At 41.2% G+C, this 18,271-nt stretch carries 12 protein-coding genes; 1 reads left to right on the top strand and 11 read right to left on the bottom strand.

The annotated features are described in order from the left end of the window. Positions 1-11 precede the first annotated feature (11 nt). Positions 12-4,079 carry an ATP-dependent RNA helicase HrpA gene (gene hrpA / locus HXT20_RS01885; RefSeq protein WP_004112419.1) on the top strand — a complete coding sequence of 1,356 codons (4,068 nt, stop codon included), beginning with the start codon at positions 12-14 and terminating at the stop codon, positions 4,077-4,079. 117 nt (positions 4,080-4,196) lie between these two features. Here the strand turns inward: hrpA and HXT20_RS01880 are convergent, their stop codons facing one another. The 11 genes from HXT20_RS01880 to ftsZ form a co-directional block, all read right to left on the bottom strand. Then, positions 4,197-5,600 carry an MFS transporter gene (locus HXT20_RS01880; protein ID WP_064623330.1) on the bottom strand — a complete coding sequence of 468 codons (1,404 nt, stop codon included), beginning with the start codon at positions 5,598-5,600 and terminating at the stop codon, positions 4,197-4,199. Positions 5,601-5,741: 141 nt separating this feature from the next. Continuing rightward, the gene (locus HXT20_RS01875; protein WP_004112414.1) at positions 5,742-6,698 is read right to left on the bottom strand and encodes a nucleoside hydrolase; all 957 of its coding nucleotides are present in this window, start codon (positions 6,696-6,698) and stop codon (positions 5,742-5,744) included. 399 nt (positions 6,699-7,097) lie between these two features. Continuing rightward, positions 7,098-8,435, bottom strand: a complete 1,338-nt coding sequence (gene glnA, locus HXT20_RS01870; protein ID WP_004112411.1) for a type I glutamate--ammonia ligase — start codon at positions 8,433-8,435, stop codon at positions 7,098-7,100. Positions 8,436-8,588: 153 nt separating this feature from the next. Then, positions 8,589-9,284, bottom strand: coding sequence for a hypothetical protein (locus HXT20_RS01865; RefSeq protein ID WP_004116818.1), 696 nt, complete (start codon positions 9,282-9,284; stop codon positions 8,589-8,591). A 61-nt stretch (positions 9,285-9,345) separates the two neighbouring features. Next, positions 9,346-12,897 carry a DNA polymerase III subunit alpha gene (gene dnaE, locus HXT20_RS01860; protein WP_004115626.1) on the bottom strand — a complete coding sequence of 1,184 codons (3,552 nt, stop codon included), beginning with the start codon at positions 12,895-12,897 and terminating at the stop codon, positions 9,346-9,348. Between the two features lie 52 nt (positions 12,898-12,949). Continuing rightward, positions 12,950-13,882: an RluA family pseudouridine synthase gene (locus HXT20_RS01855; RefSeq protein WP_285085212.1), complete on the bottom strand. Its 933-nt coding sequence runs from the start codon at positions 13,880-13,882 to the stop codon at positions 12,950-12,952. Further along, positions 13,875-14,369, bottom strand: a complete 495-nt coding sequence (locus HXT20_RS01850; protein WP_004116823.1) for a signal peptidase II — start codon at positions 14,367-14,369, stop codon at positions 13,875-13,877. The genes HXT20_RS01855 and HXT20_RS01850 overlap by 8 nt, the downstream gene beginning before the upstream one ends. A 48-nt stretch (positions 14,370-14,417) precedes the next feature. Next, positions 14,418-15,734, bottom strand: coding sequence for a DivIVA domain-containing protein (locus HXT20_RS01845; protein WP_004112400.1), 1,317 nt, complete (start codon positions 15,732-15,734; stop codon positions 14,418-14,420). Positions 15,735-15,907: 173 nt separating this feature from the next. Further along, complete coding sequence (locus HXT20_RS01840) at positions 15,908-16,204, bottom strand: YggT family protein (protein WP_004116829.1); 297 nt, start codon at positions 16,202-16,204, stop codon at positions 15,908-15,910. Between the two features lie 185 nt (positions 16,205-16,389). Next, a complete protein-coding gene (locus HXT20_RS01835; RefSeq protein WP_004112394.1) occupies positions 16,390-16,857 on the bottom strand; it encodes a cell division protein SepF in 468 nt (155 codons plus the stop codon). Between the two features lie 24 nt (positions 16,858-16,881). Next, positions 16,882-18,084 (bottom strand): cell division protein FtsZ, encoded by a 1,203-nt coding sequence (ftsZ, locus tag HXT20_RS01830; protein WP_004574977.1) that lies wholly within the window; start codon positions 18,082-18,084, stop codon positions 16,882-16,884. Between the last annotated feature and the right edge of the window lie 187 nt (positions 18,085-18,271).

Below are 18,271 nucleotides of genomic sequence, written 5' to 3'. Positions count from 1 at the left end.
CAGGATTGAATATGAACTTTGACTATCCTAGTGAACTGCCGATTTGTGCTGCACACGACCAGATTATTGAAGCCATTAAAGAGTCGCAGGTTATAATCGTATCTGGTCAAACTGGTTCTGGCAAAACCACTCAAATCCCAAAAATGGCTTTGGAACTTGGCAGAGGTGGTCGCGGAAAGCAAATTGTTCACACACAACCTCGACGACTTGCTGCGCGCACAGTTGCCGAACGAATCGCAAGCGAAATGGGTGTTAAGCTTGGCGAAGAAATCGGCTATCAGGTGCGTTTTAACGACGAAAGCTCATCTAAAACAAAGCTTCGCATAGTTACGGATGGTATTCTACTCGCTCAAATTCAACGCGATCCACTTCTTACGCGCTATGACACTATTATCATTGATGAAGCTCACGAGCGTAGCCTAAATATTGATTTTTTGCTTGGATATTTAACAACTCTTTTGCCAAAGCGCAAAGACTTAAAACTTATTATCACTTCTGCAACAATAGATTCTGCAAAATTTAAAGACCATTTTGAGCAAGCGCTGCACATTAAGGTGCCTGTTATAGAGGTTTCGGGGCGAACATACCCCGTGCGCGTACTTTACGAGCCGCTTGGAAGCGCGCCTTCACTTATGAGGCACGTTCCAGGTTTTGCCGATATTGCTATGGATGATGAAAGCGTTGCGCAAAGCCAAAGTCTTTCGGAAAGCGGCGATATTTGCGACGAAGACATTGCTTCTGCTGTAACTCGCGCATGTGCTCAACTTGTGATTCATTCAAACCACACTCAAGGCGCGCGCGATATTATGGTTTTTGCTTCTGGCGAGCGCGATATTCGAGAATTTGAAGCATCGTTGCGTTCTTATTTCGGTGCGCGTGCAAGCGACATGAATCGTAGTGACGCCATTGAGATTGTTCCACTTTTTGCACGTCTTTCTTCTAAAGACCAGCATCGCGTTTTTGAACACCACACGCATCAGCGCATTGTAATCGCCACTAATGTTGCAGAAACTTCTCTTACAGTGCCTTCGATTCGCTACGTTGTAGACCCTGGTTTTGCTAGAATTTCGAGATATTCTAAGTCTGCTAAAGTTCAGCGTCTTCCTATAGAACCTATTTCTCAAGCAAGTGCAGATCAGCGCTCTGGTCGTTGTGGGCGAATTGCAGATGGCATTGCTATTCGCTTGTATTCTAGGGAAGATTACGAAACTCGCCCGCGCTTTACCGACCCTGAGATTTTACGCACTTCACTTGGCGCTGTTGTTTTACACATGCTCTCTGTTGGTGTTGCTAAAACTGGTGAAGATATAACGAATTTTGGATTTATTGATCCTCCAGATATTAAGGCTGTAAGCGACGGCTTTAACGAGCTTAGTGAACTTGGTGCAATAAGCAGAAAATCAGGCTTCATCACTTTAACTCATATTGGACGCGAGCTTTCTAAACTACCGATTGACATTCGCCTTGGACGCATGATTATTGAAGCTGCGCGTAAAACCACTCCTAATACTCTTGCTGCTGTGCTGGTAATTGTGGCGTTTTTGAGTTTGCAAGATCCGCGCGAACGTCCGGAAGATAAACGCGATGAAGCAGATAGATTACACAATCGTTATGCAGACGAGTTAAGTGACTTTTTAACGGCATTGAATATTTGGGATCGCATATTCCAAGCGGATGGCGAAATAAGCAATAACGCGCTAAGGCGACTTTGCAAAGAGGAATTTTTCCACTTTTTACGCCTAAAACAGTGGAAAGATTTAGTTAATCAGCTTAAAGATTTATGCAAAGAACTTCATTATAATGTTGGTGAAGCATTGCCACTTAAGCGCGCACCTTTGCAAATCCGCCAATTACCAAATAATCAGCAAGCTGCTCACAGTCTTTGCTGCACTTGGGATTATCAAGGAATCCACGCTTCTATGCTTTCTGGCTTGCTTTCTATGATTGGCATGCAAGTTATTCGCGAGCCTAAGGCTTCGGATTTTGCAGGTCTTCGCGGAACAGCCAAAATTCGCGCTATTAAGCGTGCTCAAAAAATGGCAAAAAACGATTATCAGGGTGCTAGAAGCACAAGGTTTGCAATCTTTCCAGCTTCATCTGTTTCTAAAACAACTCCTTCTTGGATTATGTGTACGGAATTAGTTGAAACTTCTAGACTTTGGGCAAGGTATTGCGCGCAAATAGACCCTGCTTGGGCAGAGTCTTTAGCTAAGAATCTTACGCGCGTAACATATTCAGATGCTCATTGGAGCGCAAGCAAAGGTGCGGCAATCGCCCAATCGAAGGTGCTTTTGTACGGCTTGCCTATTGTGCAAAATCGCACTGTTCAATGGTCTAAAATCAACCCTTACGAATCTCGAATGTTAATGATTCGTCAAGGCTTAGTCGAAGGAAACGTTCAACAGCGTTTTCCATTCAACGATTTTATCTCCTCAAATATTAACATTTTAAACGATGCCGATAATCAAACAAATCGCACTAGACAGGCAAGCGAAACTGTAAACGACGAGGATTTGTTTACTTTTTACGATAATAAACTTCCTCAAGAAGCTACGACTATTGCAGATTTAGCTAAATGGTGGAAAAATTACAGGCTCCAAGACCCGCATTTTCTTGATTTTAACCCAGATTGTGTTGAGCGCTTGCAATACGCAAATGACACTGATTTGGCAGACTATCCAGATACTTGGCATACGATTGGAACAGACGGTCAGAAAATCAACTTGCGTTTAAGCTACATTTATGATCCGCATGATCCTTTAGATGGTGTAACTGTGCACGTTCCACTTCATGCGCTTTTGCGACTTAAACCTCAAGAGTTTACTTGGAATGTGCCAGGCTTATTAGACGAGCTTATTATTGGCATGATTAAGTCTCTTCCTAAGACTTTGCGAGTACAATTCGTTCCAGCTCCAGATACTGCTCGTAAAATCCGTGAGTGGATAGATGACAATTATGACTATCTTCCAGGAATAAACGAAAATCCACAAGAAGATTTTATTTGGCAAGATTTTAGCGAAGTCTTTACTAAAGCTGCGATTAGTGTTGTTGGAGCACAAATCCACCCAGAAGTTTTAAGCGATGAACAGTTGCAACGGCTATCTCCTTATTTGCGCATAACTTTTAGCGTTGAGCAAAAGAAAGCTAATCAAAATAAATCAAACAATTCCCATAATCAAAGCAAAAAGCGCATTAAGCCTACTGTTTTAGGAACAGATAAATCGCTGATAAGTCTTCAGCATCGCTTTGCAAAATCAGCTCAAGAGTGTGCATTAAATGTTGTTAATAGCAAAGCGATTAAAGCTGCACAAGCTGGAAATGTTGTTGAGAGAGCAGATTTGTTACACAAGTCTGGTGCAACTAATCTTTCTAGATCTCAAATGGTTTGGCAGGGCGCGCTCAATATGCTTATTTTAGATGATAAACGTATTACATCTAGATGGCTCGGAAGTGAGGCTCTGATACTTGCTTCTGCACCTTATAAGTCTTCTAAAGATTTGGCCCAAGATTTGCAAATGGCAGCTATTAAGCGACTTATACCAGATACACAAAAAATTACTAACGATGTTGAGCTTAAGGAAGCTGTTGGAAATATTGCCGAAGTATACGAAGATACAGTTTATGGTATTGCGCACGATGTGATTGCTATTTTGAAGCGTTTTGCTAAAGTTAGCACTGCTGTTGGCGGCAAAGCCGACTTGCCAATGCTTAGCGTTCTTCAATCGATTAGAGAACACGCAGCCTCACTTGTTTTTCCTGGATTTATTGCAAAAGCAGATTCTAGCGCACTTAGTTCAATAGAACGCTACTTGCATGCTGATTTAATTAGACTTGATAAAGCTAAAACAAATAAGGATAGAGATGTACGATGGGCTTGGCAAGCAGATGAAGCTCATAAGCTTGTGCTAGAAGCTCAAAATAGAGCAGAAAGCTTGCCTGCTGGACCTAATAGAGATGAGGCTCAAGAAAAAGCTCAAAAACTAAAGTGGATGTGCGAAGAATTCTATGTTTCTCTTTGGGCACAAGAACTTGGAACAGCATACCCGATTAGTATTCAGCGTATGAAAAAACTATGTTAGCGTAAAAACTATGTTAGCGTAAAAATGCGCGGCATAAGACTACAAAAAGTGGCCACTATCCACGCAGCCAAAGATGACTGCAAGATAGTGACCACTAATATATTGGGTAAAGATTAATTACTCTTTAACCATAACGCTACGAACTATGTAAACCACCAAACCTATGAAGGCTACAATAGCGCCCATCATAAGCAAGTTTGAGTATCCTGCAGCTAATCCTTGAATATTCGCAAAGGAGAATCCTTTGAACAGATTTCCAGCAAAGAATCCGCTGAAAATAGAAATACCAATAGAAGCTGTAACGTTCATAACCAAATCGTTCATACCGCAGCCACGACCAGACTCTTCAACAGGCAATGCGCTAAGAACAGTAGAAACGATTGGCGAATACATAAGTCCGCACCCAGCGTAGTAAACGCATGCGCACAGTGTTAATGTAAGGAACCCAGAATTGATGAATACAGCAGCACCAACCCATCCAAGAATCATAAGAACAGCAGCTGTAATAATACCAGCTTTACGTCCAATGAAACCGATGATTGTTCCAGAGCAAGTGCCAAACACTGCTGCTACGACGAATGCCCATACAAGGTAAGAAGAAACCTGAGAAGTATCCATCTTGTATAAAGCACCGCCAATTACATTGTAAATTGGAGGCATGCAATAGTTAGTAAAGTAGAAGATGAATATCAAAACAATGCCCGAAAGCCAACGCTTATTCTTAAAGAATGCAGGAGTCACAAACGGGTTCTTTGCCTTCATAATGTATCCAGCGAACATAACAAACAGCACGATGGATCCAAGTAACAATCCCCAAACTTTGTAAGAGAAGAACAAAGTCAACAATGTCACAGCAATACCGAATATAGTAAAGCCGAGTTTATCAATCTTTCCACCAATACCATTCTTAGTTGGTAAGCATTTAACGAGTACTGGCAAGAACAGAATGGTAATCGCAGGAATAAGGAACAAATATTGCCAAGCAATAGAGCTAAGAGCACCAGCAGCAAATACACCGATAGAAGCAGAAAGCTGATATGCGGCAGTAAAGAGTCCAAAGAAAATAACTTTCAAATCATTGCGCAAATACTTAGTTGCAATAACAAGGAAGGAAGAACCTGCTACCTGTTCACCAGCAGTTTGCATAATGCGAGCAATAATAACAGTCCACAAATTTGGAGTAAAGAAGAAGTTTGCAATAAAACCAAACAAGGAACCAACAAACAGTGTTACAAGACCGATTGTTATAAGTCTGCGAAGAGAAACAAAGTCACCTAGAGAACCGTATATAAAGCACACGATACCTAGAACAATAATTGGCAAGCTTGTAATAAGCGAAGCTTGATCAGGGGCACCAACAGCCTTGCCAATCTGGTCGAATACAAGATTAAATCCCTGCAAACATAATGTTCCAAGAATAAAGGTTATAAGCAACAAAATCAGCGAGTAAATCGCCACTTTGTCGCGGGTTTTTGGATCCTCGTATGGATCTACCGCAGTAGATTTTGCAATTTCAGTCATAATAATCCGATCAATAAATATTTTTAGTTTTTACATTGGCAAATAAGACACGTCGCATATTGCGGAAAATGTTGCGATTTGCGGCGTGTCGAACAACAAAAAGCGGAGCTAAAACGGAATTAAAACACGTAAAATCCACACTCAGCCAGCGATTTTTGCCAAGCCAGAAATACGCGTCATAAACTCGTTCAAGAATCGTGGAACGTCTACGCCAACAGCAACTTGCATTGTCTTAACAGGGTCATTCAAGCGCGTAACATCACCGATGGTACGACCGCGAGTTGGACCTTCCACATCAACCTGCATGTTAATTGGAAGCGTTGTAACAAGCGTTGGATCAACTGCAACAGCAACAGCCAAAGGATCATGCAAACCACATCCACCAAGGTGCGGAGCAGTGGTTTCATAAGCTTTGATGTAAAAATCAGTCATATCTGCAAGGAACTTGCCAGCCTTGGTGTTAAGATCACGCCATTGCTTTGTCTCCTTGTAAGTAAGCAAGGTCTGTAAGGTAACATCCAAACCAATCATTGTCACTGGAGCACCAGAACGGAATAGAATATCTGCAGCATCTGGATCTTGGGAAATATTCGCCTCAGTCCAAGCGTTTACGTTTCCATGAATGGTGAGTGCTCCACCCATCAAAACAATCTTTCCGATTTCGTCTTTGATTTCTGGAGCTTTCTTCAATGCAGCAGCAATATTGGTCATTGGACCGGTTGGAACATACACTAAGTCCTTGCCATATTTCTTTACGGAATCAATAATGAAATCAACAGCGGATTCATCTTCTGCTTTGCGAGGAGAATCTGGAATTTCAACATCGCCAATTCCATTGTCACCATGAATAAAAGCAGATATTGGAAGCACTTCAAATGAATCTTTTGTGCTTGCGTGTGAAAGACCTTTATAAACTTTTACTTCTGGATGCCCAAGTAAATCTGTGATTGCAAGCGCGTTACGAACACCTTGCTCCATTAAAACATTACCGTATGTGCCAGTTATGCCAATAAGCTCCATTTCAGGGCTTCCAAGAGCATAAGATATAGCGAGAGTATCGTCAACACCAGTATCAAGATCAAGAATCAGCTTCTTCACTTGAGTTACCTTCCTTCTTATATTTAGGCATGGCTTACAGTCGTTGTAAATCATGGGTGTAATTGAATATCTAACTTGATATTTAAGTATCACCAATTTAAAAATTTTATTATTATAATCTCGAAAAGCAATGGCATATTTAAATAGAAGCAAGAAGACATAATGTTGCTTTAATTGTTAATATTCACGAATTTTGTTATAAAATGTTATAATTTTCAACAAACGTTAATATATATAAACATATGTTTAGATTATAGCTGTGAGCTCAGCCACAAACTAAACATATGAATACAAAAAATTAAAACGCGTGTCAACAATCACAAATAATAACATTTGAAAAATATTCAAAAATATTCAAAAATTTAGATTTGACACGCGCGAAAGCAATGCAAAAGAAAACTAAAGTCTAGGCAAATACTTCTGCAATTCAAAAGGAGTGACCTGACGACGATACTCTTCCCATTCCTGATGCTTATTACGCAAGAAATACTCAAAAGCATGCTCACCAAGTACGCTAGCCACAAAATCAGACTTCTCCATAATCTTCAAAGCCTCATCCAAAGACTCAGGAAGTGGCTGAATGCCCATAGCCTGACGCTCAGCATCCGTAAGCTCCCAAACGTCGTCGCTCGTAGGCTCACATAAAATCATCTGCTTTTCAATACCATCTAAGCCAGCAGCCAACAAAACAGAGTATGCAAGATACGGATTCGCCACAGGGTCGAGCGCGCGAAACTCCATACGGCAAGAATTACCTTTGCCTGGCTTATATTGAGGCACACGCAAAAGCGCAGAACGGTTACTATGACCCCAGCAAACATAGCTAGGAGCCTCAGCTCCACCCCACAAGCGCTTATAAGAGTTCACATACTGATCGGTAACAGCGCAAATTTCCGCAGCATGATGCAAAATACCAGCCGCAAATTGGCGCGCAATAAGCGACATATTAAACTCTTGCCCAGCCTCGTAGAAAGCGTTGGAGTCTCCTTCAAACAAGCTTAAATGCGTGTGCATACCAGAACCAGGCTGATCCGTTAAAGGCTTAGGCATAAAGCTCGCATACATTCCGCGCTCAAGAGAAATCTCCTTAACAACAGTGCGGAAAGTCATAATGTTATCTGCAGTAGTAAGAGCGTCTGCATATCTTAAGTCAATCTCGTTTTGACCAGGACCGCCTTCGTGGTGAGAATACTCAACAGAAATACCCATCTGTTCAAGCATGCTCACAGCACTACGACGAAAGTCCATTGCCGAACTTCTTGGAACGTGGTCGAAATACCCACCTTCATCAATAGGAACAGGTGCTTTAGACCAATCGTCTTGCGTTTCAAATAAGTAAAACTCAATTTCTGGATGAACGTAAAAAGTAAAGCCTTTTTCTTTAGCTTTTGCGAGCGCAGTCTTAAGAACATGACGAGGGTCTCCAAGAGACGGCTCCCCGTCTGGCGTTAGAACGTCGCAAAACATGCGTGCCGTACCCTCTGGGCCGCCATGCCATGGCAAAAGTTGGAAAGTCGAAGGATCTGGCTTAACAATCATGTCGTCTTCTAAAACGCGAGTCATGCCTTCAATCGCAGACCCATCAAAGCCAATACCCTCTTCAAACGCAGCTTCAAGCTCTGCTGGAGCAATAGCAACCGATTTAAGAGTTCCAAGAACATCCGTGAACCATAGTCTAATAAAACGGACATCACGCTCTTCAACCGTACGCAAAGCGAACTCTTGTTGTCTATCCATATCTACAGTCCAATCAGTATTCAAGTCTTATATTTTTCAACATGTTTTTAGAGCAAAACGCAATGACTATATTATCTCTTATATTTAGTTTTTATTTAGAAATATAGCAATGAATTTACTTACTTTTAATTTAGCGTATTTGCAAGATTAGACTCACATTTTTTTGCCATATTTATAAAAAATCTCTTTAGCTTGCTCATCACTTAAATCATCCGTATAAGTAACCTCAATCCCAGACTCTTTAAGATCTTCAACTGTCGCATAACAAATCATAAGATCTTCCACACATCTAGCAGACATGGTAAGAACCATAGGAGGAATAGCATCCTGTACTTCTTTTTTATATTCGTAGACTTTTGCATCAATTTTATTAGCTCGATTCACCATTAAAATCGCTGGAATACCGCGAAAATACTCTGTGAATCGTTTAACAGATTTTTCTGGATTATCCTCGTCTAAATCGCATAAAACGGCGACTCCACCGTTCTCGTCACTAAAACATTTAGCTCTAATACCAGCCATTTTACAAAAAGCAGCAAGAAGCTCCCCTGGTTCCATAACAGTTAGAAACAGAGCACACTTGGCTTTTTTACCCAGCAAACCTTCCAAATCTTCTTCAAAGTTTGCTTGCTCAATTTTGTTTACAACATCATCGACAGAATCATGTTTTTGTTCATCGCTAAATTCTTTTTCAAATCCAAGTAACGCATCTTCAAGCTCTTTATCAGTAAAAGATGTGCGAACTTCTTTCGACTCTTTGGAATTAGAAGAATTATTGGAATTTTTCCCATTATTCGCAAAGTTTTTGTAGCTACTATCTTCACTCAAACCTTCATGATCTGCACACATTTTGTACCCCTAACTTATTAAACAGCTAGTTAACGCCACTTAAAAACACTTTAAGCATAATCTACGCGCTTGGCAAACAATTAGGACCAAACAATATTTTGATCTCTGCAAAAAGTGACGTATCTCGCTTAACTCTAAATCTATCTCCAAACGATAACACTTTTGCGCATCCTCTAGAATCAATCAAAGCAAGATTCATTTCGCAACAACCAGGATGTCTTGTAACAATATTTTCAAGCTCTTTTATACGTGACTTTTCTAATGCTTGCAAAGGAAGAACAATTGTAACAGGCTGAGCATCTTCCGCCTCTAAGCTTGGAACTTCAAACTCAGTTGCTCTTAAAGACACTGTTTCGTCTCGAACCTCTACCTGTCCCCTAATTCTCACAACTTGATCAATCGCAAGTTCTGCAGCAGATGACTCATAGACCTTACCAAAGAACATGCATTGTATTGAACTTTCCATGTCTTCAATAGTTACAATCGCCCAAGCATTACCTTTTTTAGATACTCGCCTGTCTACGCTAGTCACAAGGCCTGCAAGAGTTACCTGCTGATTTTCGCCCATAGTTTTAGCGCGATTTAAAAGCTGAGCAATCGACATTTCCCTAAGACCAGCCAACACAGCAGAAAGACCACTCAAAGGATGATCCGAAACGTAAAGCCCAAGCATTTCTCGCTCAAAGTTTAGCTTCGTTTTTTTATCCCATTCTTCAACATCTGGAATGTTGATTTGAGCATCTCCAAGATCACTATCGGAATCATCAAGATCAGCAAAAAGATCAAACTGACCACCTGCCTGTCTGCGCTTAATAGAAATAACAGAGTCAATTAGTGGTTCACAAATTTCAAAAATAGCTCTTCTACAAGGATTAATTGAATCGAAAGCACCAGATTTAATAAGAGATTCGACAAGTCTACGATTCAAAGCGGCAAAAGATACACGGTTTACAAAATCCTTAAAATCAATAAACTTTCCGCGATCACTTTCTCTTTCGCTAATAATATCGTTAACGGCTTTATCACCAACATTCCTAACAGCTCCGAGTCCAAAACGAACTACATCTCCAACTGCAGAATATTCAAGAACAGACTCGTTAATATCTGGCTGCAAAACACGAATACCCATACGTCGAGCTTCACCCAAGTAGAGCGCTGTCTTATCCTTATTCGTGCGCTCGTTTTGAAGCAATGCAGCCATAAACTCCACAGGATAATGCGTTTTCAAATACGCAGTCCAATAAGAAATCAAACCGTATGCGGCTGAATGAGCCTTGTTAAACGCGTAACCAGAAAAAGGAACCAGAACATCCCAAACAGCTTGTGCAGCTTCTTCTGAATAACCATGTTCTTTCATGCCTTTAAAGAACGGGATTTTTTCTTTAGCCAACACTTCTGGCTTCTTTTTACCCATTGCTCGACGCAAAACATCTGCTTTACCAAGGCTATACCCAGCTAAAATACGCGCAGCTGACTGCACCTGCTCCTGGTAAACAATCAAACCATATGTTTCGCCAAGAACATCTTTTAGCGGCTCAGCAACTTCAGGATGGATAGGCGTTATCTCTTGTAAACCATTCTTACGCTTGGCGTAGTTAGTGTGAGAATCCATATCCATAGGACCTGGTCTATAAAGTGCAATCAAAGCCGATATATCGTTAAAGTTATCTGGCTTAAGTGTGCGCAGAAGGGCACGCATACCGTCGGAATCAAGCTGGAAAACTCCTAAAGTGTCTCCCCTAGCAAGAAGCTGATATGTTTCCTTATCGTCAAGCGGAATTTTAGTGTAATCAATAGGCTCTTTACCATTATGCTCAACATTTTTAAGCGTATCCCTAATAACTGTTAAGTTGGAAAGACCCAAAAAGTCCATTTTCACTAAGCCCAACGTTTCGCAAGTATGATACTCGAACGTTGTTGTTATTGTTCCATCAGTACGCTCCAAAAGAGGCGAAGTATCAGTAATCGGCTCCGAGCCCATGATTGTTGCGCAAGCATGAACACCAGTTTGGCGAATCAAACCTTCAATACCTTTTGCTTCTTCAGTAATTCGCTTCGTATCTGGATCAGTGTCATACATTTCGCGAAACTCGCGCGCCTCCGCGTATCTCTTTGATTTTTCATCAAAAATATCGTGGAAACTCATATCTTTTCCGTTTTTTGGAGGAGGCAGAATTTTTGTAATTTTTTCTCCAACGGAAAACTCGTAGCCCATTATTCGAGCTGAATCCTTCAATGCTTGCTTTGTTTTAATCGTTCCATAAATCACGCATTGAGCTACTTTATCTCTTCCATATTTTTCACCGACGTATTCCAAAACTTTGGCTCTACCATCTGGGTCAAAGTCAACATCAATATCTGGTAAAGATACTCGCTCTGGGTTTAGGAATCGTTCAAAAATCAGACCATGCTTCATTGGGTCAAGCTCAGTAATTCCCATAGCATACGCAACCATTGCGCCTGCTGCAGAACCACGTCCAGGACCAACCATAACACCATGTGCTTTTGCCCAATTTATGTAGTCCGCAACAACTAGGAAGTATCCGCAGAACTGCATTTGACATATAACACCACACTCGTAGTCTGCTTGTTTTAAGACTTCCATAGGAACATTGTTGTTATATCTACGCTCTAATCCTTCTTCAACTTTTTTAAGGAATAGCGAAGTCTCATCCCAACCTTCAGGGCAATCAAATTGCGGCATAAAAGCGCCATCTTCACCATCGTCGAACATAACGTTACAACGACGGGCAATTTCTAGCGTATTGTCACAAGCCTCTGGAAACTCTTTAAACAATTCACGCATCTGCTCGGCAGATTTTAAATAGTATCCAGAGCCATCAAACTTAAAACGGTCTGGATCATCCAAGCGCGATCCTGAATTAATGCATAGCATTGCATCTTGCGCTTCGCGATCTTCTTCGTGCACGTAATGCAAATCGTTTGTAGCAAGAAGAGGCGCATTAAGACGCTTAGCAATCTCAAGCAAATCTTTAGTAACGCGCGTTTCGATAGAAAGCCCATGATTCATTAATTCTATAAAGAAATTATCGCGCCCAAAAATATCCTGAAACTCGCCTGCAGCGCGTAAAGCCTCATCAAATTGACCTAAACGAAGACGCGTTTGAATAATTCCAGATGGGCATCCAGAAGACGCTATAACCCCTTTAGAATACCTTGATAACACATCTTTATCCATTCGAGGATATCGCATTACGCGACCTTCTAAATTAGCTATAGAAGACGCTTTGAGTAGATTTGTTAAGCCTTCATCATTTTCAGCCCACATTGTCATGTGCGTAATCAAACCGCCGCCAGAAACATCGTCGCTTCTTTGCGCTTCAGTTCCCCAATGCACTCTGCTCTTGTCTTGTCTGGCTGTTTCAGGGGTCACATAAGCTTCGATTCCAATAATCGGCTTAATTCCAGCTTTTACAGCAGTACTCCACATTTCGTATGCACCATGCATATTTCCGTGATCTGTAATAGCCACAGCTGGCATACCTAATTCTTTTGCACGTGCAACTAGGTCTGGTATCTTCGAAGCACCATCCAAAAGCGAATAATGTGTGTGATTATGTAAGTGTACGAAGTTTGTTTCCAACCTAGCCATAGTGGCTATTCTATAGATGCAATATGACCTGTTTTACTAAATAACTCTACTTTTACAATTCTTGTATGGCGTGTAAAGCGTGTTGCAAATCTAACGGATACTTCGATTCAACTTTAATAAGTTCTCCCGTTCGAGGATGCTTGAATTTTAGACTCATTGCATGAAGCCACTGTCTAGAAAGCCCTAATTTTTCACTTAATTGAGGATTTGCACCATACATAGGATCGCCCACTACCGGATGTCCTATTGACGAAAAATGCACACGAATTTGGTGTGTTCTGCCAGTTTCCAGATTGACTTTCACTAAAGTCGCTCCCTTAAAACGCTCTATAACATCCCAATGCGTAATTGCAGACTTACCTGATTTAGTTATTGTAAAACGAAAATCTGAAACTTTTGCTCGCCCAATTGGTGCATCAATTGTAGCTTTATTTTGTTTAAGATTTCCTTGGACTAAAGCGTGATATATTTTCTTCACACTATGATTTGCGAACTGTTTTTTCATTTCTTCATACGCAAAATCTGTTTTGCAAACCAGCATTAATCCGCTTGTTCCAACGTCTAATCTGCTTACGATTCCTTTTCGTGATTCATCGCACACGGTTGTTTTTATTTCAACACCGCTTGCTTCTAGACATTCTGGCACTGTTGGGCCATCCCAGCCTTTTGCTGAATGCGCTGCAACTCCAACAGGCTTATCTACTACGACAATATCTTCATCATTATAAACTATTGGAATATCGCATATAGTGGATTTGCTAGTTGACTTTTGTTTTTGATCCTCAACTTCCTCTTGATTTATAACAATCGCATCTCCATCTTGCAAAGTTGAGGATTTTTGTGATTTTTTATCTAAGATTTTTGCTTTGCCACTATCGATTAGCGATATTGCGTTTGCACGCGATACTCCCATAAGGTTCGACAAGCATACGTCGAACCTGCATCCAGCAAATTGACTCGTAACTGTAAAACGAATATCACTCATCAGCGCGCTCTATAAGAGGAATCCCAATCAAAATGAGGCATATAACTGCAATTCCTGCAAACATAAGCTCAATATCTGCAACATTCCCAACGGACCATCCGTAGTTTATAAAATCTACGACTTTTCCGTTCAAAAAGCCTTGAGCATATTGCGCTCTATCAATAAGATTTCCAAAAGCTCCAGCAAAAGCTAAAGCAAGCGCAATAGTCCAATATAAAGATTTTGTGTGCTTAATAACCGCAATCATAGCAGCGCATGCAACGCAAGCTAACACGCTAATAACCCAAGTAAAAGAAGAGCCTAAGCCAAAAGATGCTCCAGGATTCCTAACAAGAGTAAAAGAGAGCAAATGTGGAAGAATATCAATGCTTTTTCCTCCACTAAGCGCTGCTAATGCCCAAACTTTGGTTATGCGGTCTAAAACCACTCCAATAAAAGCAATCAGTGCAAAAACGGCTGCGCGATTACGCAGCCGTTCTACACGCATATCACAATGCGTCAATGTATTTTTCCAATCTAACTGGATTTAGTATAACTACTTTTGATCCTGTTGGTCCTGATTTTCCATAGAACTGTAAGTGTTCTCATCGGAAACTTGAGCAACAAGCTGACCAAGGAAGTCAGTCAAGCGAGTACGATACTCAGTTTCAAACTGCTTGAGGCTTTGAATGTTTCCTTCAATAACCTTAGTCTGCTTTTCAAGATTCTCACGTACCTGGCGAGCGTAAGCATCTGCAGCAGTACGAGTAGTGGAATCATAATCCGCTGCTCTATGCTGAACTTCAGACTCATATTGATCAGCCTGATCGTGAGTTTGCTTAGAATAATCATCAGCAGCCTGACGAACCTTACCAGAATAAGCATCTGCCTCGTTGTGCGCGCGAGCAGCATAAGCGTCTGCATCGCTACGAGTACGAACGGAGTAATCATCCGCATCTCCACGAGTCTGCTTATTGTATTCATCAGCCTCGCTACGAGTACGATTAGAATAATCGTCTGCCTTAGTAACGATCTCGTTATATCGAGCTTGGCTTTCTTCGACTATCTGAGTTGCCTTAGCCTTGCCCTTATCTACATACTGATCGTGCAATTGCATTGCAAGAGTCAACATTGCTGTAGCGCGTTCTGGTTCAGAACCGCCCACTTCTGCACCAGCACCTGCAATCTTTTGCAAGCTACCTGTTTCCGTGCTTGGCTCCATCTTAGCAACCTGCTCACGAAGCTGCTCTTCGCGCTTATGAGATTCTTCAAGTTGACGAGACAAATCCTGAACCTTTGCATTTTCCTGCTGTGTTACAACAAGCTGTTGACGGACTTCTTCCAATTCGCGACCCAAATTCTCGCTACTTGCTCTAAAGTCATCGCGTTCGCGAGTAACGTTTTCAAGCTCTTCATGAACTTTCTTATCAGCGTCTGCCTTAGCATTATCAGCATTTGCAGCCTGTGCTGTGAGCTGATCTACCTGAGCACCTAAACCATCCAGCTGCTCTTTGAGCTGCTGATTCTGCTCGCTCAATGCACGATTATTTTCTTCAGCTTCCTTAAGCTTTGCTGCAAGATCATTGTCATTCTTGTTCGCGCTGCTGGATGCTTCACGTAAATCATTATTTTCTTTTGTTAAAGATTCAACTTGCTTTGTCAAATCAGAAATCTTATTGTTCAAGCTAGCAACATCGGCGCCAAGAGACTGCGTGGAAGCTCCAAGCCCCTGCACTGCCTGCTGACCAAGCGCTTCTATTGTTTCTGTAACCTGATCCAAAAAGTCATCAACTTCGTCAACATCATAGCCTCCCTTGAATCGAACGATTTGGAAGGTATGCTCGCGAATGTCTTTAGGCGTTAACAGAGCCATAATGCATTACACCTCACTTTTGGGCGCGCAGCCCTTTTGATATATCTATTCGATGCTATCACGTCTATAGAAAAAATTGTGTAAAAAGCGATTATTTTTTTACGAAATCTACCAATATTTTTCTAAATTAATAACTATCGTGTCGCTTCATTAAAAATTGTGATTAATAAGCATCAGTAAAGCATATTCAAAAACATTTGTAAAACTAGTAACAAAAAGTACACTACCATAAAACTCACGTCTAAACTTATGCTACCTAATCTTGCTGGTGGTATAAATTTTCGCGCAAATCTTAAAAGTGGTTCTGTCATAAAATATATGATTTGAGTGAATTTTTGCAAAATCGCATTTGGTTTAAAAGAATGGAATATAAACGGAATCCAATCTAAAACTGCGCGAATAAACAGTATTACTAGATAAGCGTTTATGAAAATATTCAAAATTAGTATTAAGCGTATTACAAAATTCATTAAGATTTTCCTTTAAACTATTTTCAATAATTTTACACAATAGCTAAGTTAATCGTAAACCAAAATATAAGTACAGAATAAGTATAAATTTAAGGCAGATACCTAAAAGATATCTGCCTTAAATACAAGTTAAGCGTAGCAATCGAATGTTCGGTCGCTGGCGACTAGTCTCATGTTATTTAGCTTTAGGAGAATAAGTCGCGAGCAGATCCGCCATTAGGAGCATCTTCAACTTTTATATTTACTTGAGAAGGGCTTAAAAGGAAGACTCTAGGAGTTACTCTTTCTATAGATCCGCGAACACCAAACACAACGCCAGCAGAAAAATCAACTATGCGATATGCAACGGATTCACTAACACCCGTAAGATTCAAGACTACTGGTGTTCCATCTCTTAAAGCTCTTCCAACTAATTGCGCATCCTCATAAGATTTTGGATGAATCGTAGTAATGCGACTCATACGACCTGCATTAGATCGAGTAGAAGCACCATTACCAGATTGTGCAACATCACCATTATGAAGGCTCATAGGAGCAACACTGTGGTCGTTGTCAAACGAAGTATCCTGTGTTTGAGAATCAACGAAATCATCGTCGTCCTGAACATCACTCATGCCTACATAAGACATCATGTTCTTCATAAAACCAGCCATTAAGATGCCCTCCCCTAGTTATGCTTAACGCAGAAAATCAGGAATATCCAGCTCGTCTGGTTCGTCTTGAGGCTTCACTTGAGTAGCCTGTGTTTGATATTGCTTAACTGGATCAACAGAATCAAACATAGAAGAAACAGGTTCCGCGGTTTCAACAGTGTCCACAGGCTTAGAAGGAGCAGTAGTAGTGGAATGAGCTGGAGCCACAGAATCGACTCCTGCCTGCATATCTACGAAAGCACCTGCTTTGCTGTCTTCAGACTTAGGATGAGAATCGAAACCAGCTGCAATAACAGTAACACGAACCTCGTCTCCATAAGAATCGTCCAAAGAAAGACCCCAAATAATCTGCGCTTCTGGATGTATTGCCTTACGAACAAGCTCTGTTGCAGCACTTGCTTCTTGAAGCTTCAAATCACTTGGACCAGCAATATTAATCAAAGCACCATGAGCACCTTCAATGCTTTCTTCAAGCAATGGAGAGCTAATAGCAATTTCTGCAGCTTGCGTAGCTCTGTCTTCACCCTTCGCTGCACCAATACCAAATAGCGCAGTTCCTGCACCGCGAAGAACAGCGGTAACATCAGAGAAATCAACATGAATATAAGAATTCATGGTAATCAAATCTGTAATACCCTGAACGCCTGCAAGCAATGCGGTATCTGCAGTCTTAAAAGCTTCAATAATTCCGATGGTTCGATCTGAAATTTCCAACAAACGATCGTTTGGAATCACAATCAAAGCGTCTACTTCTTTACGAAGATTCTCAATACCAAGTTTTGCTGATGCAGCACGCTGAGGTCCTTCAAAACCGAATGGACGCGTAACTACTGCGATTGTCAAAGCACCTTGCTGGTGTGCAGCGCGGGCAACAATAGGGCTTGCACCCGTACCAGTTCCACCGCCTTCTCCGCAGGTTACGAACACCATATCGGCGCCCTTTAATGCTTCTTCAATGTCAGATTGATGATCTTGAGCAGCTTTAGCGCCTTTTTCTGGGTCAGCACCTGCTCCTAATCCTCGACTCGAAGCGTCAGATAATGAAATCTTCACGTCAGCATCAGAACGCAACAAATCCTTGGCATCAGTGTTAATAGCCACAAATTCTACGTTCTGCAAACCCTCGGTGATCATTCGGTTGACGGCGTTACCACCGGCTCCACCGACGCCGACTACCTTGATTATGGTTTTGTCGTTGAAATTGTCAGTCTGGGCAATCTCGCTCACCGTTGTCTCCTGTCACTCACACGCACGTTTACGCATTACTTTAGCGCAAAACGCTCGATAATGGCGGCGTTTTATGAATAAAAACTGAAAAAATGTCACCGATTCGATAATACACCGTGCTATACGCAAATCATTAATGCGTTTTATTAACAAAAGTTTAAAATATTAAGCAGTAGTTTATATTATG

It is taken from the genome of Gardnerella sp. DNF00109, from assembly GCF_049262845.1.
Taxonomy (GTDB): domain Bacteria; phylum Actinomycetota; class Actinomycetes; order Actinomycetales; family Bifidobacteriaceae; genus Bifidobacterium; species Bifidobacterium vaginale.
Note: the sequence above shows the minus strand (reverse complement) of the source record. Positions and strands in the feature narration are given on the sequence as shown.

Bases quoted from the DNA above. Each gene is read 5' to 3' on its own strand.
- HXT20_RS01880 (WP_064623330.1), bottom strand. From the start codon at position 5,600: ATGACTGAAATTGCAAAATCTACTGCGGTAGATCCATACGAGGATCCA.
- HXT20_RS01845 (WP_004112400.1), bottom strand. From the start codon at position 15,734: ATGGCTCTGTTAACGCCTAAAGACATTCGCGAGCATACCTTCCAAATC.
- HXT20_RS01835 (WP_004112394.1), bottom strand. From the start codon at position 16,857: ATGGCTGGTTTTATGAAGAACATGATGTCTTATGTAGGCATGAGTGAT.
- hrpA (WP_004112419.1), top strand. From the start codon at position 12: ATGAACTTTGACTATCCTAGTGAACTGCCGATTTGTGCTGCACACGAC.
- HXT20_RS01865 (WP_004116818.1), bottom strand. From the start codon at position 9,284: ATGTGTGCAGATCATGAAGGTTTGAGTGAAGATAGTAGCTACAAAAAC.
- dnaE (WP_004115626.1), bottom strand. From the start codon at position 12,897: ATGGCTAGGTTGGAAACAAACTTCGTACACTTACATAATCACACACAT.
- HXT20_RS01855 (WP_285085212.1), bottom strand. From the start codon at position 13,882: ATGAGTGATATTCGTTTTACAGTTACGAGTCAATTTGCTGGATGCAGG.
- HXT20_RS01840 (WP_004116829.1), bottom strand. From the start codon at position 16,204: ATGAATTTTGTAATACGCTTAATACTAATTTTGAATATTTTCATAAAC.
- HXT20_RS01850 (WP_004116823.1), bottom strand. From the start codon at position 14,369: ATGCGTGTAGAACGGCTGCGTAATCGCGCAGCCGTTTTTGCACTGATT.
- glnA (WP_004112411.1), bottom strand. From the start codon at position 8,435: ATGGATAGACAACAAGAGTTCGCTTTGCGTACGGTTGAAGAGCGTGAT.